Raw genomic sequence first — 26,355 nt, 5'->3', positions numbered from 1 at the left:
GAAAGTAAGCATTATTTATAGGCGGAGTACTGACTGGGGGCGACTTGATAATGTTTTTTAAACACACGACTGAAATAGTTCGGGTCCTTGTAACCGACCATATAGCTAATCTCCTTAAGGCTGTAGTGCTGCTCTGCCAGGAGCTCAACCGCTTTTTGCATTCGAACCCCTGTGACATAGTCCACAAAGTTTTCCCCCGTGGTCTCTTTGAATACATTGGAAAAGTATGCGGAGCTTAAATTCGCATAGGCAGCTGCTTTATCAAGCGTTATCGCTTGATCGAGATTCGCTTGCACCCAGATCTTTGTGCGCTCCATCTGGTTCATTGATTGGTAGTGATTCTTGATTCGCTCGCAGCATTGCTGCACATAGCTACGCCACTCTTCTTCGGTTCGGAGTTCTGTTTTAGCAACAGGTGGCGGCTCAATCTTTTTTTGATCGAGCAATTGCCTCATTACGTAATACAATTCCTCATCAACAGACTCGCCAAGCTGATGCAGCTCATGTCTACATGCAAGTGCTCTTCCGGTATCGCCTTTTTGAAAAGCAACAATGAACTTCCCACGCCAATCCTTGGCTGCTAAAGAGCGTTCAACCGTCGTCCCCTCCACTTCTGCATAGAGAGCAGAAATGGCCTCGTAGAAACTGCAAGCAAACTGCTTCACATTGCTGCGCGGCTGCCCACAAGCAATACGGACAGCATCACCACACTCCCGTTGAACGCGTTTCTTTAGCCGCTCCGCCTCCTTCTTTTCTCGCTGCTCGTCACTGATGCAAAGAAGGATTACCCGCCTGTATTCAAACTGTTCATGAACGAGGATCTCATCGGTTGTCCACGCGTGTACACCGGCCGTCAGTTTTGCTTTCGCTTGCTCGCTCGCGCTATCAATCGCTAACACATACCCACTCGTCATCGTTGGATACAGTCTTTGTTGCAGCTCGTCCAGTTCTGTTGCACCGTGTACCACTTTGGAAACAAGGAGCTGTTTGGCAAGCGCTAGGGTTTGGCTTTGCTTTTCAAGCCTACTGCGTTCCTCTTCAATGTCTAATTCAACGCGCTTGATTGCCTCAATCGTTTCCTCTTTTCGGCTTGGTTTTAAAATATACGCCTTTGCCCCTAGCTGGAGCGCTTCTTTGGCATAGTGAAATGAATCATAGGCCGTAATCATAATCAATTGAACTCCCGGCAAAACGGTTCGAATTTCCTGTATCGCCTCAAGTCCATTCATTCCAGGCATCTGGATATCCATCAATAGGATATCTGGCCGCATCTCTTTCGCCATCTCAACCGCCATTCTTCCATTGATGGCTTCTCCCACAATGGCCATATTCGGAAAGTGGGTTTCGAGAAATTTCCTCATCGCTTTGCGCTCAAGCATTTCGTCTTCCGCAATTAAAATCTTCATCCCTTCCTCTCCCCCTTATGCGCTTTCCTCATTTTCCTGTTCATTCGGCAGATAAAGCCGAATCACCGTTCCTTCCCTCAGCGTCGATCGGACATCAAACAGATGCTCCTGCTGATAAAAAAGCTGCAGGCGGCGCCTCACATTGGCCATTCCAATTTGCGTCGAGTGGCCAACATGCGCCGCCTCTTCAACAGAACGAGCGAAGACAGCCTCCACTTGTTTCTGCGTCATCCCAATCCCGTTGTCCGCAACCTCTACAATGGTATAAGGTCCCTGTGTAAAAATACGCAGCGTGATCGTGCCGCCTTCCTCTAGAGACTCGACTCCGTGGATGCAGGCGTTCTCGACCAAAGGCTGCAAAACCAGGCGCGGCACGTTCACGTCTAATGCTTCCTCCTCCATTTCAATCTGAAAATCGATGCGTTCTTGAAAGCGCGTCTGCTGAATATGGAAGTAACTACGCACCACATCAACCTCGTCTTTTAACGGGACAGCCTTGTCCGCACTGCCGAGATTGTACCGCAGCAGCCTCGACACGGAATCCATCAGCTCTGAGGTCGTATGGGCATTTTCCAAATAGGCCATTTTCGATACCGTATTTAACGTATTAAACAGAAAGTGCGGATTCATTTGGTTTTGCAAATGCTTGAACTCCAGCTCATTCATGAGCCGGCTCATCTCCGCCTTTTCCTTCATTTCCTCAACATAAGCGTTGATGTCTGTGCGCATCCGGTTAAACGCGTCGCCAAGCAATTTCATTTCGTCATTGGATTCAATTTTTACAGGCGTCCCTGAGAAATTGCCTTTTGACACTTCTTTTGCCGCTGAAGACAAGGCTTGGACCGGCTTGTGAATCCCCCCTGAAAACCAAAACGCGGCAAGGATCGCCAGACAAGCCGTTGTGGCAAACAAGAACACCGCAAAGGTTCGAAATGCTTCGTTGCGGCTCTGCAAATCTCTGTACATGCTTTGATACTCGGTTAACCCAAAATCAATCAGGCCAAGTGTGTCCTCTTGAATGTATACAGCAGTGTTCTGGGTTTCCTGTAGAAAGGCCGTGTAGCCTTCCACATCCTCACGCAACACAAACCCAATCGTGATCTCACTATTTTGAACATGGGTCTCTATTAAACTGATGTAAGTGGAAAGGTGAAACGCCTCCTCGCCTTGCTCAGCACGGAGCCGCTCCACGTTCCACTTAATATCCGCTCGCTTTTCAAAATACGCATTCAATTGCTCCTCGCCCCGCTCGCTCACATATGCCCGTGTGTGTTCATACAGCTCGTTCGCATGTTGTGAAACGTCGTTATACAAAAGAAACCGCTCAAAACTTGTATCGTATTCATTCGTTAGTCGGTTTGAACTCATATAAATAGCGATCGATACGATGTTAAATAACAGAATAAACACGAGAAAGCAGAGGAGCAGCTTCGCTCGTATGGAAGAAAACCACTTCATCTTCCGCCTCCTCCCTGATCTTCTGAACGAAGGATGGGGGACGACACAGGCAGGACTTTAGCCGAGCTCCCATTCTGCCATTCCAACATAAGCTCCACCGCCCTCGCCCCGATTTCCTCAGGATTATGCAAGATGAGGCTATTAAGCTCCCCAGTAGAAAAGGCCGCCTCCCTTTCCCTATAGTCAAAGGCAAGGATATAGGGACGCTCACTGACGACGCTTTCATTTACACCTTGCATCACGCCTGTTCCATTGAGTGCACTTGTGCTGATCAGCGCGTTCACTTCCGGGTCCTGGCGCAGCAACGCATAGGTGATCTGTGTGGCGCCAGATTCCGTATGGTTGGCTTCTTTCACAGCCACAATTTGAATGCGCTCCGAGTACTCAATCGCATCTTCAAATCCTTCAAGCCTCAAATACTGGTCGGATGATTTTAAATTCCCTGTCACCAGCCCGACAAAGATCGGACCCTCTGTCTCCTGCACCAATTCTTCCCCTGCACGAAAACCAGCTTCGTAGTTATCTGCACCGAGATAAGCAGAGCAGTTGCTTTCCGGCATATCGCTATGTACCGTTATCACAGGAATGCCACGTTCCACTGCTTTATTCACAATGTCAACCGCGGCCGCTCCCGGGAACCCTTGCATCACAATTCCGTCGACACCCGTAGCAATCATGCGGTCAATCGCCCGCAACGCCTCCCCTGTATCACTCTGTTTCGGACCGACGGCCTCAAGATAAACGCCTTTTTCCTCTGCCTTTGCCCTTGCGCTTCGCTCAAACAGCCTCCAATAGCTATTGTCCGCCTCCTCCGAAACCAACGCGAAATGATACTCGTACTGGCGTGTGTTGACTTCTGCCCTCTCCACATAAAAAGCCTGCTTCCCGTAATAAAGCGTAAAAAGAAGACCCACTGTAAACAGCAGCCCGACAAACGCGTAAAAAAACGACGCTTTCTCCGATTCGGCCACTCCCATCAACTCTCCTCGTTGTGTTATAGCCAGTGTATTCCACAAGTATGGCGCAAATCCTGCTCGATTGGCGGAGAATTCTGAGTAAAGGGTGGCACGAATAAAGCTGCCTGCCTGAGCAGATCGAGCTTCCAGGAATATAGCTGCAATGTTCGTTAACTGTACTGTGCTTAACTCCGGCTCCCCTCCGTCTTCTAGTGGCTTGGCATGAGTTTTTTTTGATACGGCCGCGCGGGGAAGCGGAAAAAGTCGTTGGGGAAGTGCTGCGCAAATACCCGCGGGAATAGGCGCTAGTCGGCCAGAGCAGGTCGAAGAAAATGTAAAAGCGAGTGGTGTTAAACTGTCGGAGGAGTCGCTCGATCAGATTGAGTCGATTTTAGAGGGATAAGTCATTCGTATTTGCAGTTGATGGTTTGTGCTTGTGAATCAGTTAATGGGTCCCCAATTTGCTGGGGACCTTTTTTGGTAAAGGAGCAAACAAGCAGTCTGAGCTCCAACCATTCCCTCAGAAGAGTGGTGAAAGACAAAGGGTAAGCATCCGATGCTCACCCTAGAGAAGCTAGAACTGTCGATGGTGAGTGAGGTGGTGCTGTACTAGCTGAGAGCCGTGCTCCTACTGGCACGGCTCTCAGCTAAATCATTATACAAAGTGAAGCTAGAAATCCGGAACCTCATGATTACCTTGAATTTTTTAGTCACTAACTAATTTTTCATCTTTTCTTGCAAAGATAAATCCAAGTATAGTTGCAGCTACAAAAGAAATTGCAAGACCAATCATTGCATTAATAAAATTTGCTGTATTTTCACCTACAAATGCAGGAAAGGTAGTTACACTACCGAATACGAATGCGTTTGTATACACCTTAGTTAATCCTAAATAAGCACCACCAATTGCACCACCAATAATTTGTGCTAAGAATAATTTTTTGTTCTTAACTAACAGACCGAAAACTAGTGGTTCGATAATTGCTGATAGACTAATGGTAACTACACCAGTCATAGAGAAGTTCCTAATATCACGATCTTTCGCTTTAAGGAATACACCTAAAGCGACACCGATAGTAGCAAAGTTACATGCAAATGTGAATGGTACGATATAGTCAAAACCATAAGTAGCCACGTTATTAATCATGATCGGGTTAACTGCCCAGTGAATGCCTAAACTTACTAGAACAGACCAGCCACCACCTACAAGAATACCTGCCAGAACACTACTTTCTTCAATCAACCAGTTAACAAGATTAGCAATTAATTCCCCACCATAAACACCAAGAGGCCCAATTGCAATCGTTGTTAACGGTACCATAATAGCTAAAGATACAAGCGGTAAGACAACTAATTTAAGAGTTTCAGGAATCTTACGATCAAGCCATTTATACAAGTAAGAGTAAACCAAAATCGCCAGAATAATAGGTACAACCGTCGAGTTATAATTCATCAATACTGTTGGAATACCAAGGAAGGTTGTTGTTGCACCATTTCCAACATCACCCATCATAGCAATAAAATCAGGGTGTAATAGCGAGGCACCGATTAGCACTGATATAAATGGATCAGCACCAAATCTTTTAGCTGAAGTGAATGCAAGTAATACTGGTAAGAAATAGAACACAGACATTGAGGCTACTGTTAAAATTTGATAAGTACCACTTGTTTCATCTAACCACCCTAATTGAGCAAAAAGTAGAAGTAACCCTCTCAAAATACCAGAGCCAGCTAATGCCGGTAGCAACGGAGCGAAAATACTGGATACTGCTGAGAAAATATTATTAACAATCCCTTTTGAGGATCTTTCATTATTTGCTGACGCAGATGTGTCCGTTTTTTCATCACCAACTAATTTCTCCATTTCAGCATACAATTTTGGAACATCAGTACCAATTAAGATTTGATATTGACCAGCTTTATTTACTATATTTACAACACCATCAATTTGTTTAATTGTACTAGTATCGGCTTTTGAATCATCTTTTAAATTCAACCTTAAACGTGTTGCACAGTGTGTCATACCTGAGATATTTTCTTTACCACCGATATTTTCTACTATCTCCTTAGCACCATTTTTGTAGTCCATCGCCATTTTTATCCACCTCGATTTTTTTTATTTGTTAGATAGAAATTTAATCATGAGATTACTTGCTTCAATCGCATCATTACGATCAATAATATTTTGGATATAATCTAAACCAACATTATCAATCATGTGGTTTAGCAACGTAATCATCTTAATGTTTTGTTCACATTCTTTAACTGCACCTTCAATAACAGGGAATGTGTCAAAATATATTGCATGATTATAATTATGTCTTTTAACATAATAAAGAAATTCTAATGTTTTAAATGGTGTAGAAGTAGCAATCATTAATCCATCATCATTTAGTCCATATCCATCATTTAGATGAACACCGAACAACTTATTGCGGTTACCAAAAATATCAGCAGCAAAAGCTGGATTTTCATGTTTCATTAACATATGACAGTAATCAAGCGTGATACCTACATTGTCACAGTCAATATCATTTAACATCATACCTGCTATGCCCATACTATCAATAAATGCATATGCTCTTGGTTGAAATGGTTTATACTCAATCCCTATTTTTAATCCTGGTGCATAATCTGCAATTTCTTTAAACGCATCTACTATTTGATTCCACACTTTCTGGTAATTAATTTGGAAACTGTAATCAAATCCATCAAAACCTAACCAGATTGTAACGACTTCACCTCCTATTTCGCGGCAATAATCTACAGCTTCTTTTGATAATTGCAACGCTTCCTGAGATATCTTTTCATCGGCGTTTCCTAGTTCACCGTTGATAAAATCCTTTCTAAAACGTAATGCAACCCCATTAGCTTTTAAATCATTTTCAGCTAGTAGCGCTTTCATTTCTGCGCTAGAATATCCTTCTACATGCTCAGGATAGTTTAAATCTACGTGCGTTAGACCTAGACTGTTAAACTTTGAAAATACATGTGCCAAATCATTTTCGTATACGGGTAAAAATGAATTAATACGAGTAGCTAACTTCATTTAAAATCCTCCGATCTAATTGTTGGTTAAGGCGCAGCATCTTTACTGGTTATTTCCGCGTTTAATTAATGAAACTTGTAAGTTGTGATTGTCAACAAAGCAACAATCAACAACCACATGGATTATCTTCTGTGTGATAATCGTTTTCCATATCACCAATCATTCCAACACGACGTGCATGACGCCCGCCTTCAAATTCAGCATCTAGCCATTCTTTAACAATCATTTTTGCTAACTCTAACCCAACAACACGTGATCCGAATGCTAGAATATTTGTATTGTTATGTTCTTTAGATAACTTTGCAGAATATGGCTCGCTACATACTACAGCACGGATTCCTTTTACTTTATTAGCTGAAATTGAGATTCCAACACCAGTACCACAAATTAAGATACCCCCATCGAAATTGTTAGTTGCTACTTCTTCTGCGACTATACGACCATATTTCGGATAATTTGTGCGATCAGTTGAGTATGCACCGAAATCTTCAACCTCATGTCCTAACTCTTTCAAATAATCTATAATTGCTGGTTTTAATTCTAATCCTACGTGATCGCCGCCAATCGCTAATTTCATAAAGAATGACCTCCTATTGTTTTTCAATTTTCTTTTGCCTGTGAATGTTTTATTAATTTTTTAGATTTTTATAATTTCCTCAGTTCTGATAGGATTGTTGCATAATCTTTTTCTTTACCAAATAAAGATGAAGTTCCAAGTATAAACCCCTCGACTCCAATAACACTTAATTTTTCAATTTTCACTGGTGAAATGGCTCCATCAACCATAATCTGATAATTAAAATTCTCTTGTGATTCCACTAACTGATTAATCTTTTCATCAACATAATCTAAATAAATTTGACCAGAAAATCCAGGATTCACTGTCATAACCATGATATAGTCTACTAAGCCTAGTAACTCTTGAACTGAAGCTACTGATGTACCAGGATTAATCGCAATCCCCGCTTTTACACCTGCTTGTCTAATTTTGTCGAGTGTACGTGTTGGGTGAATGTCTGCTTCTGGGTGAATATAAATTATATCCGCACCCTTTTCAGCGAATAAATCTACATAATTACCAGGATTATTAATCATTAAATGTACATCAACTATTTTCTCTGTATTTTTACGAATAATATTAAAATCTTGCAACCCCATTGCAAAGTTCGGCACGAAGCTACCATCCATAATATCAATGTGGAAGACATCAATACCCGCTTTATCAAGGTCGACTGTTTCTTTCTCTAATTTAGCGAAATTGGCACACATCATTGACGGACACAATATTTTTCCCAATGTCTACACTCCTTTTTTGAGTAATCGTTTACTCAACGGGCGAAAGAACACAGAAACTGTTCCTTCAAGTTGTTTTTCTAACAATCAATTCAACTGGAATTTTTATATGCTTATGATTACTCATAACAACTTCTTCATTAAGCAGCTTGTAAAAAAGTTTTGATGTTACCTCCGCTATTTCGGGAACATCATGTCTAATTGTAGTAAGTGGTATCTCTGAATACTTCGCAATCTTATCATCATCAAAACCTACTACCTTCACTTCTTCCGGAACTCTCACACCAGAATCTGCAAGTTCTTTTATAACACCAAGTGCCAACCAATCATTTGTTGCAAAAACACCATCAAAATTTCTTCCGCTTTTTAATTCATGGCGAATAGCTTTTCGTGCTGCATCCACATTGTTTTTACGATTATCAGTAGTTTCAACAACAGAATGATGTGTAATAGGTATATCTCGCTCTGTTAAAGCCTTTTTGAACCCTTCAATACGATCATTATCAGGTGATAACCTATTTTTCTTTGATAAAACGATAGGGTGTTTACAACCTTTTTCAATTAAATGTTTGGTTGCTAAATATCCACCATGTAAATGATTTGATTCAATAATTGTTAGTTTATTAGTTATTTTAGGGCGTCTATCAATCGTTACAATCGGAATATCTCTACTTAACAAAGATGCCTCAATCTCTTCTTGACCCGAGATGCATAAAAGACCATCAACCATTTTTGAATCAAGTGATCTAATATAAGCCCTTTCTTTCTCTATACTCCTATCAGTGTTACAAATAAAGGTGGAGTATCCTCTTTCAAAGAAATAGCTTTCAATTTTATGAACAATAGTAGAGAAAAAATCATTACCAATGTCAGGAACGATAATACCAATTGTTTTTGATTTTTGAATTCTTAATGTTTTCGCTACTGTGTTTGTATTATATTGATGTTTTTCAATAACATCAAGCACCTTTTTCCGCGTTTTTTCTGAAAAACGTCCATTATTATTGATAACTCTTGAAACAGTAGCAACAGATACATCACAAAGCTTGGCGATTTCTTTAATAGACATTTGATTTGGTTTCATAATCACTCATCCCGTGAGAAAACGTTTACTCATTTATGGCTTAACTATAACATAATATAAAAGTGCAAGCAAGCAAATTAGTGAAGTGAATTCAACATGCAAACAGACAGGAACTACAATGCCATGAAAAAACACTACCTATTTACCAAATTACAGGCATGATCATGGTGCTTGAGAAGCCATGGGTAGAAAGCATTAAAACACATCAAAAAAACAAAGAAACATCCTCTCGACAGTTAGAAGCCTTCCGACGGCAACACTAACAATCGAGGATATGTTTGAACGGGAATGTAAGAAATTAGCTTGTCCTCTTTTGGCAAAAGCTAAAAAGGCAATTGAAAAAATTCATCTGGATAAGTTAACGTAGCTCTTTTTATATTTTTTACGGTCTACTGGATAGGGGTGAAAATTTTCGAGACTTACTTGCGCAGGCAGGTTTAACCCCTCTCATTTCTCCTACAGGGTTGTTGAAGTACCGGACGCTTTGACAGTGGCCACTCCCGTTTGCAAGTCAGCATTTGCTCCTCTACCTGCCCTATAGTAAGATATTTACAATTAAGGGGCATCTAGCTACACCAAAGGAGGGGAAATGTTGATGTACAAAAGAAAAGCATTACAGAGTTTGGCTAATTTAGAGAAAGCACTGGGAAGACTAGAAGAAGCTCTAAATGAAAAGGATGTGAATAGCCTATATATTGATGGTACGACAACGTTTCCTGTATTTTCGGCAAAGAAGTGACGATTCCATGACGGAAATGAGGTTATTGAGGGCCTTGGGCCACCGTGATGGCGATTAAGATAACCCCCGGCGCGACCACGGAGCCGTTTTAGAAATAGTCGTTGCCACTTGCAAGACAAGAGTCGAGCGAGGCAAGGAAAGAATGAATTGGACCACAAAATCACCCAATCGTTTCAACTTTTCACTTGAAACGATTAGGCAATCTCTAACATAAGCCCCTCTTACCCCTCCACCTCCACAATCAGCTCAATTTCCACCGGCGTGTCAAAAGGAAGCTCACTCGTCCCAATAGCGGAGCGGGCGTGCTTGCCTTTCTCTTCCCCAAGAATTTTCTCGAGCAATGTGGAAGCGGCATTAATCACATAAGGCTGATCAGAAAAGCCGGGCGCGGAGTTTACGAAGGCGAGCATCTTGACGACTTGTTTGATGTGATCAAGGCTGCCGATTTCCGCTTGAATGACGGACAAGCAGTTAATCACGGCTACTTCTGCGGCTTCCTGTCCCTCCTCCATTGTCAAGTCACTGCCGAGCTTTCCTTTATGAACCAACTCGCCGTTTTTGCGGCAATCTTGGCCTGATGTATAAACGAGGTTCCCTGTGCGCTTGCACGGAACGTAGACGAACCTCGGCTCGCTTGGGGTTGGGAGTTCAATCTTTAATTCTTCTAATCTTGTGGTCACAGACATGCTATTCTCTCCTTTGGCTTTTAATGGTGGCGCGAGCACTGAAGGGTACGCTGCGCTCGTATCATCGATCCATTGTTTGTTTTTAGGTTCTCGTTTTGGCTGACGGTTTTGATGCCATTCACAAAGACATGGTCAACGCCCGTTGGATAGTGAATCGGGTCTTGGTAGGTCGCTGTAGCCTTGATGGTTTCTGGGTTAAAAATCGTGATATCTGCGGCATATCCTGGTTTGAGTAGACCCCGGTTTCCTAGTAAAAATCGTTGCACAGGAAAGGAGGTCACCTTTCGAATCGCTTGCTCCAAGTTCAGGGTTTTCTTCTCACGCACGTACGTTTCAAAAATTCTTGGAAAGGTACCATACGTTCTCGGATGAGGCTTCCCCGTGGAACAGCCGAGACTATCGGAAATAATAAGAGAGTAATCGGATGCTAGCACTTGTTCGACGTCGCTCTCGGACATATGAAAAAACACAATTGAGACGTTCCCATCTTCCTTCAGTAATAAATCAAGAGCCGTGTCAGCAGGGTCTTGCCCAAGGCTTTGACTAATCGCCTCAATGCTTTGGCCTTCCAGGTGTTGATTGTTCTCAGACACAGCGGAAATGACGACACTGTCCCACCCTGTCGAAACGATAAGGTTATCCCATTCTTCCTGTTCTTCGCTTAATTCCGCCTTGATTTTCTCACGTACCTCCGGCTTCCGAATACGATCGAGGCATTCAGCCATTCCTCCCTCAAGGGTCCATGGCGGCAATACGGTCGAAAGCATGGTTGAGCCAGCTTCATAGGGGTAGACATCACAGGTGACATCGAGTCCCCTTGCCCGCCCGTCTTCGATCATTTCCAACGCTTTAGAGACCATGCCCCAATTCCGTTTTCCCGCCGCTTTAAGGTGGCTAATATGGAGGGAAATCCCTGCCCTCTCCGCAATCCATATCACCTCTTTGACGGATTCAATCAAGTTATTCCCTTCCCCGCGAATATGGGTGGAAAGCAAGCCGTTGTAAGCAGGCAACACCTCACATAGCTCCGCCAATTCTTCTTTAGACGAATACCGACCGGGCGAATAGAGAAGCCCGATGGAAAGACCAATCGCCCCCGCTTTCATTCCTTCATTCAATAAGTGCTTCATCTGGGAGAGTTCAGTCCTTGTCGCTGGACGATTTTCAAACCCCATCACCGCAATTCGTAAAGCCCCGTGGGCAACATAGGTGGCCACGTTTTCCGAGGTGTTTGAAACCACCAATGTTTGGATGTATTCCTCAATGCTCGACCAGGACCAAGGCTTTGCCGTTTCACCGATGACCGGCCCAATGTATTGCTGAAGAAGGTCCCCCTTTCCTTCTAGAAACGGGGCTGGCGCCAAGCCACAATTCCCAACGACCTCTGTCGTCACCCCCTGCTGAAGCTTGATATCCATGCAAGGATCGTCGATAACAAGAAGATCGGAATGGGAGTGACCGTCAATAAACCCGGGAGAGATCACTTGACGTTTGGCATCAAGCACGTCTTTGCTTTCAACGTCGACGGTTCCGACATGGGTAATTTCTCCATTCTTTACACCGACATCTCCTAAGAACCAGGGGTTCCCTGTTCCATCAATAATTCGACCGTTTTTTATGACAAGATCTAGCATTTAAACGACTCCTCCCTATTGCAATTTCCCCCTTGCTAAAACACGGGTCTTTTTCTGCTCGTCTTCATCTTGCAGGTAGACATAGTCATGGAGATTAATCGTTGGACAAATATGATTCGGAATGATTTCCAATTGGTCGCCTACCTTAAAGGAGTGAGCGGTGTTCACACTTATCATGCCATGCTCCTCGGACAGACGCTCAAAGACACCTTCAGGCAGATTGACAATATGGCCAAAACCTTTAAGCTGAAGCGGGTCCGTACCGGGTTGGACATCGGTGGCAAAGGTTTTGCTTCCACCGTCAATAATGATTAAATCATCGGAGGGGATGCTAACAATAGTGACGATGACACTAGCCGCACAATCCTCAAGGGCACAGACACCAAAAGCCGCTTGCATTCGATCGTAGAATACGTACGTCCCTGGTCTGACTTCCGTTACTCCTTTGACCTTCGCAGCCGCAGAAGCTGTGGGCGTAGAACCGACGCTCACATCCCTAATGGGCACCCCATTTTCGCGCAAAGACTCTGCTAATTGCACCATCGCCTCTCCTTCTTCTTTTCCAGCGGCTTCAAGGTCTACCGTCGGCTTTCCAGCTAGAATTGCCCCTCTGAACGTATAAATGCCCGTCAGTTGCAGGTGAGGGAGCTTGGAAATTTCCAATGCCAGCGTTAGAGCCTGGTCATACAGGACCCCCGTTCTTCGTAGCCCTGTGTCCACTTCTAACCGAACCTCCATCTCCTGGTTCACGCTCTTTAGATAATCAGAAAGAATCAAGGCGCCTTCCAAACTATCAACGCCGACTATGAGCTTGCTTTTTTCATTTAAGACTCGCAATCGATCCAACTTTTCCTTTGTAACGACTGGATAAGCAATAAAAATATCCTTGATCCCGTGCTCGGCCATCACTTCTGCTTCCGTGGTCTTAGCCACGGTAATCCCAGACGCCCCTGCTTTCATTTGCAGGGCGGCGATTTCAGGAATTTTATGAGTTTTGATATGAGGACGAAGCGATACTCCTGCTTGCTCCGCCATCCTTGCCATACCTTCAATATTCCGATTCATTTTTGACTGATCGATTTGTATAAACGGGGTCTCCATTCTATCTCCTCCATTCTTCTTAAAGTGTCATTGAATCCTTCGTGGTTCCTTCATCTACCATTGAGCGTTCATTAGACAAGCTTGCCAGAGCTTCTTCATCCGTCACCATGTTTTTCGGGGTCACCAGGCTGACGACGACCCCAGCAATGAGGGCGACAAACAAGGACGGCAACACCGGATTTCCCCAGAAAGAGGAAAAGCTTTCATTTGCCAAAATAATAAAAGACGTAATCGAACCACCCACCAAACTGGCGATCCCTCCTTGCCACGTGGCTCTGGACCAAAACTTCCCTAACACAGCGGCAATGAATAAGCCGGACATGACGGTAGAAACAAAGTTTGAGATGTAGTCAATGATGTTGTCCGTTCCTAGAGTAAATGTGAAAGCTAAGACTAACGTAACCAGTAGCGCCACCCTAGAGGAAGCAATCATATTCTCTTTTTTTGGCATTCTTCCAGTAAACACTTGGTACACATCGCGCAGAAGGATCGTGACCCCCGTAATAAAGTCAGAACTTCCAGAAGACATGGTGGCACTTAACCCAGCAATTAACACAATCGCTCCCATCCAAAGCGGGAACACTTCCGTTGCTAAATACGGAAACGCGTACTCTGAAGACATCTCCGGATTCAAAATATAAGCGGACATCCCGACAATGGAAGGGAAGAACGAAAAAAGCGCAAACAGGATTCCTGTTATTAAAAAGCCACGTTTAACCGTTTTCACACTATCACTCGTGTAAATCCGGTGACGATACGACGGGGTAGCAAGAACGCCAATCGCAATCACCACTAATAAAGAAATAGCAGGTACAATCCCCATTTGACCAATGCCAAGGAAGGAACTCATTTCTTTGGTTACCCCATTTGTCACTTCCCCAAGCCCACCGATTTTCTGAATAGCTAAAACGGTGAGCAAGATAAAACCGATAAACAGAATCACTCCCTGAATCGTATCTGTGTAGACAACCGCTAAGTAGCCTCCGATAAAGGTATACGCCGCAAACCCTAAGGCGGTAATGACCTTCGCATACAATGGATCAAGCCCCGTAATCCACGATAAGTATAAGCTTCCTCCGAGAATATGTGCGCCCAGCCAGCCGATCGAGGCAATGTACATCAGGACTGAGGTGATCCCTTTGACCAGCTTGTTCGCGCCAAAATAAAAGCTAAGCTCCTCTGAAAAGGTCATAAAATTATATTTTCTGACATCCGCAAAGAGCACAAGCAATAAAATCATCCCTAGCGAGCCTCCAACACCGTACAGCGCCCCTGCCCAGCCATTCGCAAAGGCAAAACCGACCGCTCCCATACTTGAGCCTGTACCAACAAGGGTCGCTGTCGTTGTACCGATCAGCAGTGGAAGAGTTAACCCACGACCACCCATGAGGAAGTCCTCGCCACTCTTATTTTTCCTTGAAACCAGAATACCTACCATGACCATCGCCAGTGTAAACCCTAGAAAAACAACCAAATAAATGACTTGTGGTTCGTTCATATAACCTACCTCCAAATCTCTCTGCCTAGTTTTCCTACGTATACCCTCCATTACTAAAGCGCTTATAAATCCATTGCACTGTTCCAATGAGTCGTGATGGTTCCGCTTAGTACGTCAGGTGTGCCACCGGTTAAAAACCTTGCGCATATCCCCTCCCTCAGTATGATTAAAAATATTTTTATTGACTAAAAAATTTTTATATAACTTATTAAACCAGATTTTCATTCGTTTGAAAAGTGGTTTGTTGTATTTTCTCACAAAAAATGAATCCGTTTTACTTTTGCTCGTTGTAGCAGCTCCGAATTGAGAAAAAGAGGGATTGACTGTATAATAAAATCAAACTAATTTTTTTATCGAATAAAAGTTTTATAGAAAGGGTGCAGGCATGGAAAGTGTACAAGACGAACTCCCTCTACTGTCTTCCATGATTAAAGGGATTGCTGCTCAATTCGGTGACAAGTGTGAAGTTGTTTTACACGACCTTACGCAAGGATACGAAAGTACCATTGTCCTCATCGAAAACTCGCATGTCACTGGCAGAAATGTGGGCGATTGTGGAAGCAACTTAGGACTAGAAGTGTTACGAGGGAGCGCCAATGAAGGGGATCGCTACAATTACATCACCCAGACTCGCGATGGCAAGGTACTACGCTCTTCGTCCATCTATCTAAAAAATAGCAACCAAGAAGTCATTGGAAGCCTTTGTATCAACATGGACATCTCCGAACTGATGATGGCGGAAAACGCCATTAAATCATTAACCATGCACACCAATGACCAAGAAGTTGACGAAGTTTTCGTTAGTGACGTGAGTGAACTGCTTGATTATTTGTTAAAAGAATGTCAAAAAGATATTGGCAAACCGGTTTCTCACATGTCCAAGGATGAAAAAAGAAGCGCATTAAAATATCTCGATGAAAAAGGAGCCTTTCTCATTAAGAAAGCGGGAGATCGGGTCTGCGGCTTTTTCGGAATTTCGAAGTTTACATTGTATAATTATTTGGATGAAATCCGGTCGTCTTAGTGGGGGTGGTGTCAGCTTGTATGGAACGGCTCATTCACCAAGAGAGTTTCTGTTTTCCCTAAGGGTGAGCATCGGATGCTTACCCTTTGTTTAGCAAAGAACTTGCGCCGGATTAACGAAAAGGGTTGTCGCTAGGGGGAAGGACTTTGAACATCTCTGAAGAATTTTAAACAAACGTTTAATTAAAGCCATTGCACATACTTGCTCGGAAAATAGCCTTTTGTGCTTAAGCGGAGGCGACTCCTGCTCATGTAAGGAATGATATAGCTCAAGTGAAGTCATTACCGCTCGTGTGAGAAGTGACTTCACTCTGAAAGTTGAGTGAATAAGTTAATGATTTTTTCACTTGAAACAAGCGACCTACAAGTTACGTCTCTTGTGGCCTTCTCACGGCCAGTAGCAAGAAAGCCGAAACAAGGTTCCGGCTTTCTCCATGTCTTCCTCTATTTGTTTCTCCTAATCAGTCTGCCTTCACCCGGCTCACCAAAAATTTCTCCATCCTTCATCACGGTCGCACAACGTACGATCGTCTGTATGGGCCATCCTTGAACGGAAAATCCATCATAGGCGGTTACCTTGCTTTTGCTATGAAGGTCCTCTCGTTTAATCGTTGCTTTCTTTTCCATATCCACAATCGTGACATCCCCATCTGCCCCTGACGTTAGTGATCCCTTTTTCGGGTAAATATTGAACAAGAACATACTGGAGACTTGAGCCGTCATCGCTACACCACCCGTAATATGACCAACGAGGGCTCGCGCCCAACGTAACAGACGATCGGACAAACCGCCAGCATCCATGATGTTCGCTGCAAAAATAAAGAACGGCAGCGCCATCAGGGCGAATTGATCAAGCCCTCCAAATATACGTTGAACCAAAATCACTGGTTGAATATCGGTAACAAAGATAACCGTTAGAAAGGCAGCCAGCCCAAAGGCGACAAAGATTGGTGCACTCGTTACTAACAATAGTAGAATCAAAATAATGAGTATTGTTGTCATGACTCGTCCCTCACCTCCGGCGTAGATCCTGCAACTTCTGCTTCCCCTTTCCAAATTCGTGGCGCTGCAATGATAAGGTGGATCATGGACAAAATCGTCCCTATGGGATCGCCAAGTAGGCAAAGAAGAAGGGGATCCCCAGCGAAGGTGCAATTTGCCCGCTTTGAAACGTGAAAATCACGAGACAGCAACTGTAAATGGTTAACAGCACTAAGAAAATGAGCGTCAATAGATGGACACCAATGTTCAGAATGCGCGTTGTGCTTTTGTTCGTGAAGGTAAGGATAAAATCAACGCAAATATGCGTGCCTCTTCATTTTTATTTATTTGAGAGGCTTTTTCCGAGACTTCCTCCTGGATGATAGAGGTGAAAATCTTCTGAGGTAAAATCTTTTAATAATGAAAGTGTTGTAGCAAGGGCATCTCCAATAACTAAGGAAATGGTCGAACTGGTGGTTGGAGCCAACCGCAGATGGTCTGCTTCATGCTCATACCCATAGGTAAGCGCGACGTCACAGTTTTCTGCGAGAGTGGAGTTTTCATTGGAAATAATGGCTATTTTTCTTGAACCAATCCTATGGAGTGATGGCAGCATGCTCAGTACTTCGCTCGTTTCCCCACTATTAGAAATCATGATGACGACATCCTCAGCACCAATCATCCCTAGATCCCCGTGAACCCCTTCCGTGCTGTGAACAAAGAAAGCCGGAGTTCCTGTACTTGCTAGTGACGCTGCAATTTTCTTGCCTACATGACCGGATTTCCCCACTCCCGTTACAACGACTTTTCCATTGCACCCTTGTAGTATCTTTATCGCCTCTTCATAGTCGTCCCCCAATTGTTCTGCTACCGCCTTAATCGAAGATGCTTCTAATTCCATGGTTTGCTTTACATAATCTAAGATACTCATCCCAATTCCTCCTAACGTAGCAATTTATTATTTTGTAGCAGTCTGACAAACTCTTTCTTCATTCCTATATCTGTGCTTCTTTATGCCCTCTGATAAATGGTTCCACTTCTTGATGATAAGGAATAGAGGGAATGGCTCCTTCTCTTGTAACCGTAAGGGCACCAACTGCGTTTGCATAAACGACCGCCTCTTCTAAAGACTTTCCTCTTACTAACCCCGTCGCTAACGCCCCGTTGAAGGCATCCCCGGCAGCAACAGAATCGACTGGTTGTACCGGGAAACCTGGAACACTCTTAAATCCCTGGCGATTGACGATAAGGGCACCTTTGTCTGCAAGGGTCACAATGACATGTTGAATCCCCCGATCTACCAGCATTTTCCCTGCGATTAATGCGCTCTCCAAACATCGAATTTTCACTCCGGTGAGTAGCTCGGCTTCGGTTTCATTAGGTGTAAGAAAAGTGACATTTTCAAGTATATTATCACTTAACTCTCTGGCAGGAGCGGGGTTCAAAATTGTTGAGACCCCGTGCTCTGCTGCCCAAACCAAGGCATCCTCAATCATCGTTACATCCATCTCCAGTTGGACGATCAAGACTTTCGCTTTGGCGATAATACTCTTTACCGTTCTTAAATCATTCGTGGAATATGCATAATTCGCTCCTGGAACCACAACGATGCGATTGTCTCCATTCTCATCCAATGTAACCGAACCTACCCCTGTAGCATGATTCTCATCAAGCAGCAAATGGTCGATGTTAATTTCCTCCCTCTGTAGGGTAGCCACCGCCTCCTTGCCAAAATCATCTGTCCCTACCTTTCCGAGCATGGTGACCTTGCCCCCTAGCCTTGAGACAGTCACTGCCTGATTCGCTCCCTTTCCGCCTGGAAATCTTGAAAATTGACTTCCAATGACGGTCTCCCCATTTTCCGGTGCTCTCGGTGCCCTTACGACCAAATCCATCATAAAACTTCCTATAACAACGATGTCCAACGAAACTCATCCTCTCTCTATTCAACATTACTTGATGCCCGTCAGCGCCATCCCATCAATAAAGTACTTCTGGGCCATGAAAAACAGGATGATAATAGGCAGTGTGGCGATTGTTGCTGCTGCCATTACAAGCGGCCAGCTTTGAACATATAAGCCTGCCGACAACGATGAGATTAAAAGCGGAAGTGTTTTTAAACTCTCATCGGTAATAATGACCAGGGGCAAAAAGTAATTGTTCCACGAAAACATAAATGTAAAGATTCCTAGTGCTGCAAGAGGTGCTCTAACAAGAGGAAGTACAATCGTGAAAAAGATCCTTGCCTCTCCCGCTCCATCAATTCTCGCCGCATCCATGTAAGCATCGGGAAGATTTCTCATGAATTGTCTCATCATGAAGATACCAAAAGCTGTTGCAATGTTCGGTACGATCAATCCCGTATACGAATTTAATAGCTCTAATTCCCTGAACAACATGTAAATCGGTATCATTGTAATCTGAAAGGGAATCATCATCGTCGCGAGCAACAAAATGAAAATGGTCTCTCGCCCTTTAAATTCAAATTTTGCAAACGCATACCCAGCCATACTGTTCAAAAGCAGGGCAGCTAATGTGGTCACAATGGCGACAAACGTACTGTTAAAGAAGTATTGTCCAAAACTAGCAACACCCAAAGCCTCAGGATAATTTCTCCATTCAAATACAGAGGGGATCCACGTAGGCGGAAACGTAAACACTTCCGAATCCGCCTTTAAGGATGTGGAGATCATCCATATAAATGGAACGAGCATCGTAATAGCTCCAATGACCATAATAGAAAAAGGAATCGATCGAAATACTATCCTTTTTACATTCTCACTCATCGCTTTAAACCTCCTAAGTATTCGCTTATTGCTCCTGCTTCTGATTCACTTTGTAGGCAATAAGAGTAAAGAGCAAGATTACCACAAACAGGAAAACCGCTAGCACCGAAGCATATCCGAAGTTGGTCTCGTTAAAGCCTTTTTGGTAAATATAATACACGATGGCATACGTAGACCGAGCTGGTCCTCCCTGCGTCATAATGTGGATTTGGTCAAAGACCTGGAAGCCATTGATGATCAGCATTGCAACGACGAAGAACGTCACAGGTGTTAGCATCGGCCACGTGATGTAGCGAAACGATTGAAAGGGTTTCGCCCCGTCGATCCGAGCAGCTTCGTAAAGACTTTGATCAATCCCTTGCAGCCCCGCTAAATAAATCACCATATTAAAGCCAACTGATTTCCAAACATTGATAATGATCAAAATAATAAGGGCTTGATTTGGATCGCCTAAAAACTGCTGCGGTGATATGCCAAATAAACCAAGTATAGGATTTAGGGGCCCTAATTGCGGGTTAAATAGCCACATCCAAACAAACGAAATGGCGACCATGGAAACAACAGTTGGAAGGAAATAAATCCCCCGGAACAGGTTGGTAAATGAAAACCATTTCTGATTAAGAAAAACGGCTAAAAGTAACGAAATCACGACAGTCGGTACTAATGACCCAAATGCGAATAGAAGCGTGATCCACATCGATCGGAAAAATAGATCATCCTGTAAGACAAGGGAGTAGTTTCTAAGCCCAATAAACTCAATAGGACTAATCCCGTCATATCGAAAAAAACTGATGAGCACTCCCGCGAGTGTCGGAAGGATAACAAACAAAAGAATAATGAATAGGGCGGGTGACAGAAACAGCCAAGGCACCCATTTCTGCTTAGACCTATATTTTTTCTTTTGTTTTTGGTATTTTTTATTACTCGGAATTTCTAGCCCTGTATTGCTCATCGCTTTGCCTCCTAATAAATTCTAGAACCCCAAGGACTTCTATTTATTCTAGAGAAGGCTGAGAGTGAGTGATATCTTAATCAAAGACCTCCCTATTGACGAAAGAAAAAATTCATAAGACAATACGTTAGAGATAGTTTTTATCTTCCCTTCACAAATTTTGGCAGAAATTTGTGAAGGTCTTTTTAATTACTCCCGATGGAAAGATTGATCCGGTCTGCTGCTTTCTTTAACGCTTCTTCTGGTTCGACTCCTTCCACTAAAACTGATTGGATGGCATTGTTCACCTCATCTAAATAATAATTCTGATAGGGACTAAACCATTCTTGGTTGGCCCACCCATTATCCAACGACTCTTTCAAATAACCAGCCTTATCCTCAAACTCCTCCTGCGAATCAATACCAGGAACATCTGCCTCCGGCACCCCTACTACATCTTCATACGCATCGCTTTCCATTGAAGAAATCCTTGCTGGCGCCGCGACCCATAGTGTTTGCCAGTATTCATTCAATTGCTCCTTATCCGTCAAAAACTTAATCAACTCCCACGCCTCTTCGGGGTGTTCAGAATTCTGCGAGATCGCAAAGGAGGAAGAAACCGATCTACTCACCTTTTGTTCTCCTTTTGGAAAACTAGTTGCTTTGTATTCAAGGTCGGGCGCTGCGCTCTTAATGGACGGAGCCATCCAAGACCCATCGATGTACATCGCTGCTCTTCCTGCTTTAAAATAAGCATCGGGTCCCATCTGCGCGACATCCGTGGATGATGGTGTTAACTGGAAATCGACGACCAAATCTCTCCAATATTCCAAAGCACGTATAGACGCTTCGTTGTCTACGGTCGAAGTGAGCAAATCCTCGCTCCAAATATCCCCTCCAAATGCCAGTACAAAGCTTGGGAAGTTAAAGGCATCCCAGCCCATCACCAGCCCGTATTGCTCAACGTTTCCATTCGCTCCTCTTTTCGTTAACACTTCGGCGTCTTCTTTCATTTGTTCAAGCGTATAATCGTGATCTGGTTCCTCCAAGCCTGCTTCTTCAAATGCTTCTGGATCATAGTACAAACCAGGAACATTGGCATCTTGCGGAATGCCATACGTCACGCCATCATCTTGTACACCAGGCCAAATTTCAGGTGGAAAATCCTCCATGTCAAAATTGTCTCTCTCGATGTATTCGTCAAGTGGTACATTCATGTCGCGAGCGATGTATTCTTTCACGTCTGTTGCAGACTGCCGCATAACATCAGGCAAATCCCCTGCGGAACCAAGTGTCACATACCGTTGTCTTAAATCTTCAAAATGCATGAACTCAACTTCAATGTTTGGGTGGAGCTCTTCAAATTCAGGGATGTAAATGTCTGTATACAACGCATTTTCGAAAGGCATGCCCCAGACCGATAAGCTTAAGGTTATTTTTTCATCGGTATCCGCTTGATTGGCACACCCCGTCACCCCAACGCCGAGCATGACAGATAACGTCATTGCGGCAACGGGTTTTCTACACCTTTTCATTCGAACCCTCCTCATTTCTTTGAAAGGATTAGGAACCATGCACATTATCCTTGGACAGCCCCAGGACTAAGGGCTGTCTCTTACTGATATAACTGGTAGTTGATAGCGCTTTCACATTTGTAAACGTTTACTTCACGTCGTCAGATAACTTCCAGAGCATCCTTATCCGGCAATAAGGGATATGCCTGATGTGGCTCCGTTTGATACCAATAGGCAACGGAAGCAATATCGTCCTGCAGCGGCAAATACCTTCGGCCCGATCTCCACCCTAATGCTTGGATCGTCACGTTTAGGTCTTCTTCAAAACGGACAGGATCTAACACGTGAAAACGATACATTCCAAACCTTTGCTGTGCTTGGTATAGACCATCTGATTTAATCAACTGATGCATGCCTAGGAACGGTGTCGAATACGGACTGTACTGTCCTTTTGGCTGTTCCCAGTTCCAAGCTCCTCCAAAATAATCCTCAGTCCCTGTTCCACAGATGGTTGGGTATTCATCTCTATCAAGATAAAATTTAATTTCTCCTTCCCCCCACCAATTGTTGCTATTGACTTGCCATGCTAGATAGGTTCCAACATAATGTCCGTGCCCTTTAATTCCTTCTGCAATGGTATGGACTTCCTTATATTCTAAAGGATTGCTTCGTTTCCATTGTGCATGAAAATAGGCCGCATCCTCTGGAACTTCTGTCAAAACATAATCAACCTGATAATACAGCGTGGCAGGGGTTTCTCCGATATTCTCAACCGTTACCTTCGCCCCTTTTCGAAAAGGCATTTCCCAGTAGCTGTTCATTCCTCCAGCGGGATTCACTGAGATTGGAATGGAGTTCACATTATTTTGTACGCACCATCCGTTACAGAAGAAGTCTCCGATAGGCACTTCCACAGAAGGAGCCTCTTCATTATCCCAGTACATCCTAAGAATCAACGTACGCCAAGTACTAGGATGACAAGTCAGCCAAATGTGTTGGATAGCCCCTTCATCTTGAATGTCCGCTACTGTAAAAAACGAATGCTCCTGGATTTCCACTGAGGGAGAAATTTTCCATCCCAAGCCCAAATCTCTTGCAGCTTGCGCCCCCGTTCCCTCTACAGCCATTCCCCCTTTTCCTTTTTCTCCCTTGAAATTTTCCGCGCTAATCGAACGTGTCTTTGCCTTAGAAAGTCTTGAAATGTTGCCCATGTTCATGCCCATACCATTAAACATTTGAATTCTCCTTCCCGACTTAACGTATTGTAGTTTGAAAAACCTCATAATACCTTTCGCTCGACTTAGAATGCTTGTTATTTTTGATGAGTCTCTCTAACAACATTTCTCCTACTTTGTTACCCATAGCATATGGACTCTGCTTAATTGAAATAATCTCTGAATTCTTGAGTAGCGGTGCAGCATCAATTTCCCCGTATGAGGCTAGTCGCATATCTTTTGGAACATTGTACCCCCTTTTTGAGAATTCCAACAAAAACCCAAATGTCATACTGTTGTTAAAGGAAAGAATGATCGTCGGTTTATTTGGTTGATTTAAAAAGTAGTCAACCGCCTCCCCCCCCCTTCTTGAGTGAAGCCTCCATTGTAAATCCATGCTTCCTCCTGCCTTATACCAAAATCCCGTATTGCCTGACGAAAACCTAAAAGACGATCTGCCCCTGTACTGACATCTAGCAGCCCATTTAACACCCCGACTTTCGTGTGTCCTAATTGTATAAGGTATTTAGTGAGCTCATAAGCCCCCTTCACATTGTCCTCTTCAACTAGGTCCAGCTTCAGATCAGTGTAATCAACCCTTCTGTCCATAAGGATAACTGGTGTTCCAGACAAATGAATCCTTTTAATAAATGCATCATTGCCACTGGATGTAGATAGGACAATGGCGTCTACTCGCTTTTCAAGTAGCAACTGCAAGAGCTTCTTTTCCTTTTCAGGCTTCTCATCACCGCTACAAAAAATTAGATTATAATTGTGATCATATAAACAATCTTCAATTGCTTTAGACATCGTCATGAAATAAGGGTTCGAAATGTCAGGTAAAATCACTCCAATCGTATTCGTTTGATCTCTCTTCAGACTCCTCGCTACAGCGTTCGGTTGATAATTTAGCTTCTCTACGGCTTGAAGGACGCGGACCTTAATTTGTTCGTTCACATAGCCTACCTCGTTTAATACTCTTGAGACAGTTGCTATAGAGACCTCCGATTCTTTTGCCACATCTTTAATGGTTACCTTCTCCACTGCATCGTCTCCCACTAGATTTGATAAAAAGAGTTATAAAAACCTCAAGTAAACGTTTACACAAACATTGTAGAGAATTTCCCCTTGGCCATATTCAAATGTCGGGGGATGTTTTACAAAAATGTACACTTGCCATCTTTATCGTAAGTTTCTTTATAAGATTATCAAAAGTATAATGTGCTCTTTTTCAATCGTCAAGTGGAAAATCAATAATTTTCTTTCAATAATTTTCGACAGGATTCTTCCTAACGACACTGTTTGTCTAAAATTGTTAAGGATTATCGTTCATACTCTCATAGGATCACCCACTCTCCTTTGATAACCCCATTTCATTTTTCCTACAGAAATAAGCTCAGCACAAGTTTACCACTCCGTCATTCACTCAGCTATTTTCCATAGTTCTAATATTATGTCAAGAAAATGGACACAAAGAATTGGGGGATTTTCTTTTGATCCTACCGTTCCCCCATACCCGACTGCTGAATCACACTTCCAAATGCTCCCCCCGCCCCAGTAATCAACATTATCATCCCCGCAGACTTAAATGCTTTTGTATAAGCATCCCCAAGAGCTTCTTTCATATAGGGCTTTAAAACAAACGCAGCAAACAAAACACTGATTAAAAGAGCCACATTCTTTTCTCCAAAAAATCCAAATAGCCGAGCAATACGTGAGGATCCACAATCCAAATAGTGTATTTAATAGAATCAACACAGTTAATTCAATATGGTATACCTAAAAAATTTAAATATTAATATTTAATTAAATATTTTATTTAATTTATTTTAATCACTTCACAAATAACCCCTAAAAATCAACATTTATCCGTAAATTTAAATATTCAATGAAAATTATCCTTGACTTATTGTTACTCATAACAGATAATCTACTCAAAGTGGTATACCACTTTTAAATAAAAGGAGGGATTTTTAATGGATGTATTCAAGAAAAGAACTTTCAGCCCTGTTTTAATTAGCGGAATCTTTGTATTGTCGGCTTGTGGAAATTCTTCAGAGAATACTTCTGGAGATGAGGCTGCGAATTTTCCTCAGGAAGATTTAACCATTGTTGTTCACACTAGTGCAGGGGGGCCTACAGATTTAATGGCACGTGAACTAGCCAGCGCAATGGAATCGGTAATCGAACAAAATGTGATCGTTGAAAATAAACCCGGAGGGAGTGGTGCCACTCAAATGGCTGATGTAGCCTCTTCTAATAATGATGGCTATACTTTGGGAGCTATGACCCCCTCTCAAATTGGTTTGATTAACGGAACTTTATCTGATCAGTACACGATTAATGACTTTGACTGGGTCTCAAGAACTCAAATTGATCCATACATTTTAGTTGTCCACGATGAAAGCCCTTTCGAAACACTGGGAGATCTCGTTAATTACGCTTCTGAAAATCCTGGAGTCCTAAACGTCGGTGGGTATGGAGCTACTGGCTCAGGACACAATATCGCCTTTAATATCTTATCTGAAAGCGCTGACATAGTGGCTCAATGGACCCCCTATGAGAGCACCGGGGACGCAGTCACAGCTATTCTTGGGCAACATATTGATGTAGCCAATTCCAACCCAGGACAGGTAAGTCAGTACGTTGAGAATGGAGAATTAAGAGTTCTTGGAGTTATGTCTGATGAAAGACTTGAAGATATGCCGGATGTTCCTACCTACGCAGAGGAAGGATATGAAGTCGAAACAGACTGGGCACAATTTAGAGGCATTTACGCTCCAGCAGATACACCTGAAGAAATCACGAACGCTCTAGGTGACATTTTAGATGAAGCAATGCAGACGGAAGGGTATCAACAATACATGGATAATGCTCAAATGCTTGAAGGGGCAATGACTCCAGAAGAATTTACAGAGTATATTCAAAGCCAAGATGAGCTTACAAATCATTGGTACGAGGAACTCGGAATAGAATAATCACTTGTTATAAAGGGGCGTACA

At 43.2% G+C, this 26,355-nt stretch carries 26 protein-coding genes and 1 pseudogene; 4 read left to right on the top strand and 23 right to left on the bottom strand.

From position 1 onward, the window contains the following. Positions 1 to 11: 11 nt before the first annotated feature. From AVZ68_RS09860 to AVZ68_RS09850, 3 genes are read right to left on the bottom strand one after another with little or no spacing between them, the layout of a single operon-like run. A complete protein-coding gene (locus tag AVZ68_RS09860; RefSeq protein ID WP_059104378.1) occupies positions 12 to 1,406 on the bottom strand; it encodes a response regulator in 1,395 nt (464 codons plus the stop codon). 15 nt (positions 1,407 to 1,421) lie between these two features. Beyond that, complete coding sequence (locus tag AVZ68_RS09855; protein WP_059104377.1) at positions 1,422 to 2,864, bottom strand: sensor histidine kinase; 1,443 nt, start codon at positions 2,862 to 2,864, stop codon at positions 1,422 to 1,424. Then, positions 2,861 to 3,835, bottom strand: a complete 975-nt coding sequence (locus AVZ68_RS09850) for a substrate-binding domain-containing protein (RefSeq protein WP_180316691.1) — start codon at positions 3,833 to 3,835, stop codon at positions 2,861 to 2,863. The genes AVZ68_RS09855 and AVZ68_RS09850 overlap by 4 nt, the downstream gene beginning before the upstream one ends. A 283-nt stretch (positions 3,836 to 4,118) precedes the next feature. Between AVZ68_RS09850 and AVZ68_RS20710 the strand changes: the two are divergent. Beyond that, positions 4,119 to 4,223 (top strand): annotated as a pseudogene (locus tag AVZ68_RS20710) (aldo/keto reductase); the annotation flags it as partial. 303 nt (positions 4,224 to 4,526) lie between these two features. On the opposite strand, the gene AVZ68_RS09845 reads toward AVZ68_RS20710, so the two are convergent. The 5 genes from AVZ68_RS09845 to AVZ68_RS09825 all read right to left on the bottom strand — a co-directional run bounded on the left by AVZ68_RS09845 (position 4,527) and on the right by AVZ68_RS09825 (position 9,246). Continuing rightward, complete coding sequence (locus AVZ68_RS09845; RefSeq protein WP_245628104.1) at positions 4,527 to 5,915, bottom strand: PTS transporter subunit EIIC; 1,389 nt, start codon at positions 5,913 to 5,915, stop codon at positions 4,527 to 4,529. A 21-nt stretch (positions 5,916 to 5,936) separates the two neighbouring features. Then, positions 5,937 to 6,869 carry a sugar phosphate isomerase/epimerase family protein gene (locus AVZ68_RS09840; RefSeq protein ID WP_059104375.1) on the bottom strand — a complete coding sequence of 311 codons (933 nt, stop codon included), beginning with the start codon at positions 6,867 to 6,869 and terminating at the stop codon, positions 5,937 to 5,939. 106 nt (positions 6,870 to 6,975) lie between these two features. Further along, positions 6,976 to 7,446, bottom strand: a complete 471-nt coding sequence (gene rpiB / locus AVZ68_RS09835) for a ribose 5-phosphate isomerase B (protein ID WP_059104374.1) — start codon at positions 7,444 to 7,446, stop codon at positions 6,976 to 6,978. A gap of 68 nt (positions 7,447 to 7,514) precedes the next feature. Continuing rightward, positions 7,515 to 8,165 carry a ribulose-phosphate 3-epimerase gene (locus AVZ68_RS09830; protein WP_281176611.1) on the bottom strand — a complete coding sequence of 217 codons (651 nt, stop codon included), beginning with the start codon at positions 8,163 to 8,165 and terminating at the stop codon, positions 7,515 to 7,517. A gap of 64 nt (positions 8,166 to 8,229) precedes the next feature. Beyond that, positions 8,230 to 9,246, bottom strand: coding sequence for a LacI family DNA-binding transcriptional regulator (locus tag AVZ68_RS09825; protein ID WP_059104372.1), 1,017 nt, complete (start codon positions 9,244 to 9,246; stop codon positions 8,230 to 8,232). A 595-nt stretch (positions 9,247 to 9,841) separates the two neighbouring features. Here AVZ68_RS09825 and AVZ68_RS20225 point away from each other — a divergent pair. After that, positions 9,842 to 9,985: a hypothetical protein gene (locus AVZ68_RS20225; protein ID WP_157404628.1), complete on the top strand. Its 144-nt coding sequence runs from the start codon at positions 9,842 to 9,844 to the stop codon at positions 9,983 to 9,985. A 221-nt stretch (positions 9,986 to 10,206) separates the two neighbouring features. Here the strand turns inward: AVZ68_RS20225 and AVZ68_RS09820 are convergent, their stop codons facing one another. Genes AVZ68_RS09820 through AVZ68_RS09805 form a run of 4 tightly spaced genes read right to left on the bottom strand, consistent with a single transcriptional unit; the run spans position 10,207 to position 14,904 of the window. Beyond that, positions 10,207 to 10,671 (bottom strand): RidA family protein, encoded by a 465-nt coding sequence (locus AVZ68_RS09820; protein WP_059104371.1) that lies wholly within the window; start codon positions 10,669 to 10,671, stop codon positions 10,207 to 10,209. A 20-nt stretch (positions 10,672 to 10,691) separates the two neighbouring features. Further along, positions 10,692 to 12,305 carry an N-acyl-D-amino-acid deacylase family protein gene (locus tag AVZ68_RS09815; protein ID WP_059104370.1) on the bottom strand — a complete coding sequence of 538 codons (1,614 nt, stop codon included), beginning with the start codon at positions 12,303 to 12,305 and terminating at the stop codon, positions 10,692 to 10,694. A gap of 15 nt (positions 12,306 to 12,320) precedes the next feature. Next, a complete protein-coding gene (locus AVZ68_RS09810; protein WP_059104369.1) occupies positions 12,321 to 13,406 on the bottom strand; it encodes an alanine racemase in 1,086 nt (361 codons plus the stop codon). 19 nt (positions 13,407 to 13,425) lie between these two features. Continuing rightward, the gene (locus AVZ68_RS09805; RefSeq protein WP_059104368.1) at positions 13,426 to 14,904 is read right to left on the bottom strand and encodes a sodium:solute symporter family protein; all 1,479 of its coding nucleotides are present in this window, start codon (positions 14,902 to 14,904) and stop codon (positions 13,426 to 13,428) included. 385 nt (positions 14,905 to 15,289) lie between these two features. On the opposite strand from AVZ68_RS09805, the gene AVZ68_RS09800 reads away from it, so the two are divergent. Further along, entirely contained in the window at positions 15,290 to 15,928 is a 639-nt protein-coding gene (locus AVZ68_RS09800) for a helix-turn-helix transcriptional regulator (RefSeq protein ID WP_059104367.1), read from the top strand. Between the two features lie 443 nt (positions 15,929 to 16,371). On the opposite strand, the gene AVZ68_RS20705 is transcribed toward AVZ68_RS09800, so the two are convergent. From AVZ68_RS20705 to AVZ68_RS19805, 11 genes are all read right to left on the bottom strand, one after another. Beyond that, the gene (locus AVZ68_RS20705) at positions 16,372 to 16,929 is read right to left on the bottom strand and encodes a TRAP transporter large permease subunit (protein WP_059104366.1); all 558 of its coding nucleotides are present in this window, start codon (positions 16,927 to 16,929) and stop codon (positions 16,372 to 16,374) included. Between the two features lie 100 nt (positions 16,930 to 17,029). Beyond that, the gene (locus AVZ68_RS21050) at positions 17,030 to 17,230 is read right to left on the bottom strand and encodes a TRAP transporter small permease subunit (RefSeq protein ID WP_082676466.1); all 201 of its coding nucleotides are present in this window, start codon (positions 17,228 to 17,230) and stop codon (positions 17,030 to 17,032) included. A gap of 18 nt (positions 17,231 to 17,248) precedes the next feature. After that, complete coding sequence (locus tag AVZ68_RS09790; protein WP_059104365.1) at positions 17,249 to 17,839, bottom strand: KpsF/GutQ family sugar-phosphate isomerase; 591 nt, start codon at positions 17,837 to 17,839, stop codon at positions 17,249 to 17,251. 64 nt (positions 17,840 to 17,903) lie between these two features. Then, positions 17,904 to 18,833 (bottom strand): ribokinase, encoded by a 930-nt coding sequence (gene rbsK / locus AVZ68_RS09785; RefSeq protein ID WP_082676464.1) that lies wholly within the window; start codon positions 18,831 to 18,833, stop codon positions 17,904 to 17,906. A 27-nt stretch (positions 18,834 to 18,860) separates the two neighbouring features. Continuing rightward, positions 18,861 to 19,694, bottom strand: coding sequence for a carbohydrate ABC transporter permease (locus AVZ68_RS09780; RefSeq protein ID WP_059104363.1), 834 nt, complete (start codon positions 19,692 to 19,694; stop codon positions 18,861 to 18,863). A 25-nt stretch (positions 19,695 to 19,719) separates the two neighbouring features. Continuing rightward, complete coding sequence (locus tag AVZ68_RS09775) at positions 19,720 to 20,646, bottom strand: carbohydrate ABC transporter permease (RefSeq protein WP_059104362.1); 927 nt, start codon at positions 20,644 to 20,646, stop codon at positions 19,720 to 19,722. 185 nt (positions 20,647 to 20,831) lie between these two features. Further along, positions 20,832 to 22,160, bottom strand: coding sequence for an ABC transporter substrate-binding protein (locus tag AVZ68_RS09770; RefSeq protein ID WP_059104361.1), 1,329 nt, complete (start codon positions 22,158 to 22,160; stop codon positions 20,832 to 20,834). 140 nt (positions 22,161 to 22,300) lie between these two features. After that, a complete protein-coding gene (locus AVZ68_RS09765; RefSeq protein WP_059104360.1) occupies positions 22,301 to 23,374 on the bottom strand; it encodes a glycoside hydrolase family 172 protein in 1,074 nt (357 codons plus the stop codon). A gap of 19 nt (positions 23,375 to 23,393) precedes the next feature. Then, positions 23,394 to 23,645, bottom strand: a complete 252-nt coding sequence (locus AVZ68_RS21045) for a type 1 periplasmic-binding domain-containing protein (RefSeq protein ID WP_437182688.1) — start codon at positions 23,643 to 23,645, stop codon at positions 23,394 to 23,396. A 44-nt stretch (positions 23,646 to 23,689) separates the two neighbouring features. Continuing rightward, entirely contained in the window at positions 23,690 to 24,397 is a 708-nt protein-coding gene (locus AVZ68_RS09760; RefSeq protein WP_180316690.1) for a LacI family DNA-binding transcriptional regulator, read from the bottom strand. Between the two features lie 455 nt (positions 24,398 to 24,852). After that, positions 24,853 to 25,086, bottom strand: a complete 234-nt coding sequence (locus tag AVZ68_RS19805) for a GntT/GntP/DsdX family permease (RefSeq protein ID WP_281176610.1) — start codon at positions 25,084 to 25,086, stop codon at positions 24,853 to 24,855. A 243-nt stretch (positions 25,087 to 25,329) separates the two neighbouring features. Here AVZ68_RS19805 and AVZ68_RS09755 point away from each other — a divergent pair, with 243 nt between their 5' ends. Beyond that, on the top strand, positions 25,330 to 26,331 hold the full coding sequence (locus AVZ68_RS09755; protein WP_059104359.1) for a tripartite tricarboxylate transporter substrate binding protein: 1,002 nt from the start codon (positions 25,330 to 25,332) through the stop codon (positions 26,329 to 26,331). Positions 26,332 to 26,355: the final 24 nt, after the last annotated feature.

Source organism: Shouchella shacheensis (assembly GCF_001484965.1).
Taxonomy (GTDB): domain Bacteria; phylum Bacillota; class Bacilli; order Bacillales; family Bacillaceae_D; genus Shouchella; species Shouchella shacheensis.
This window is presented reverse-complemented; position numbering and strand designations above follow the sequence as displayed.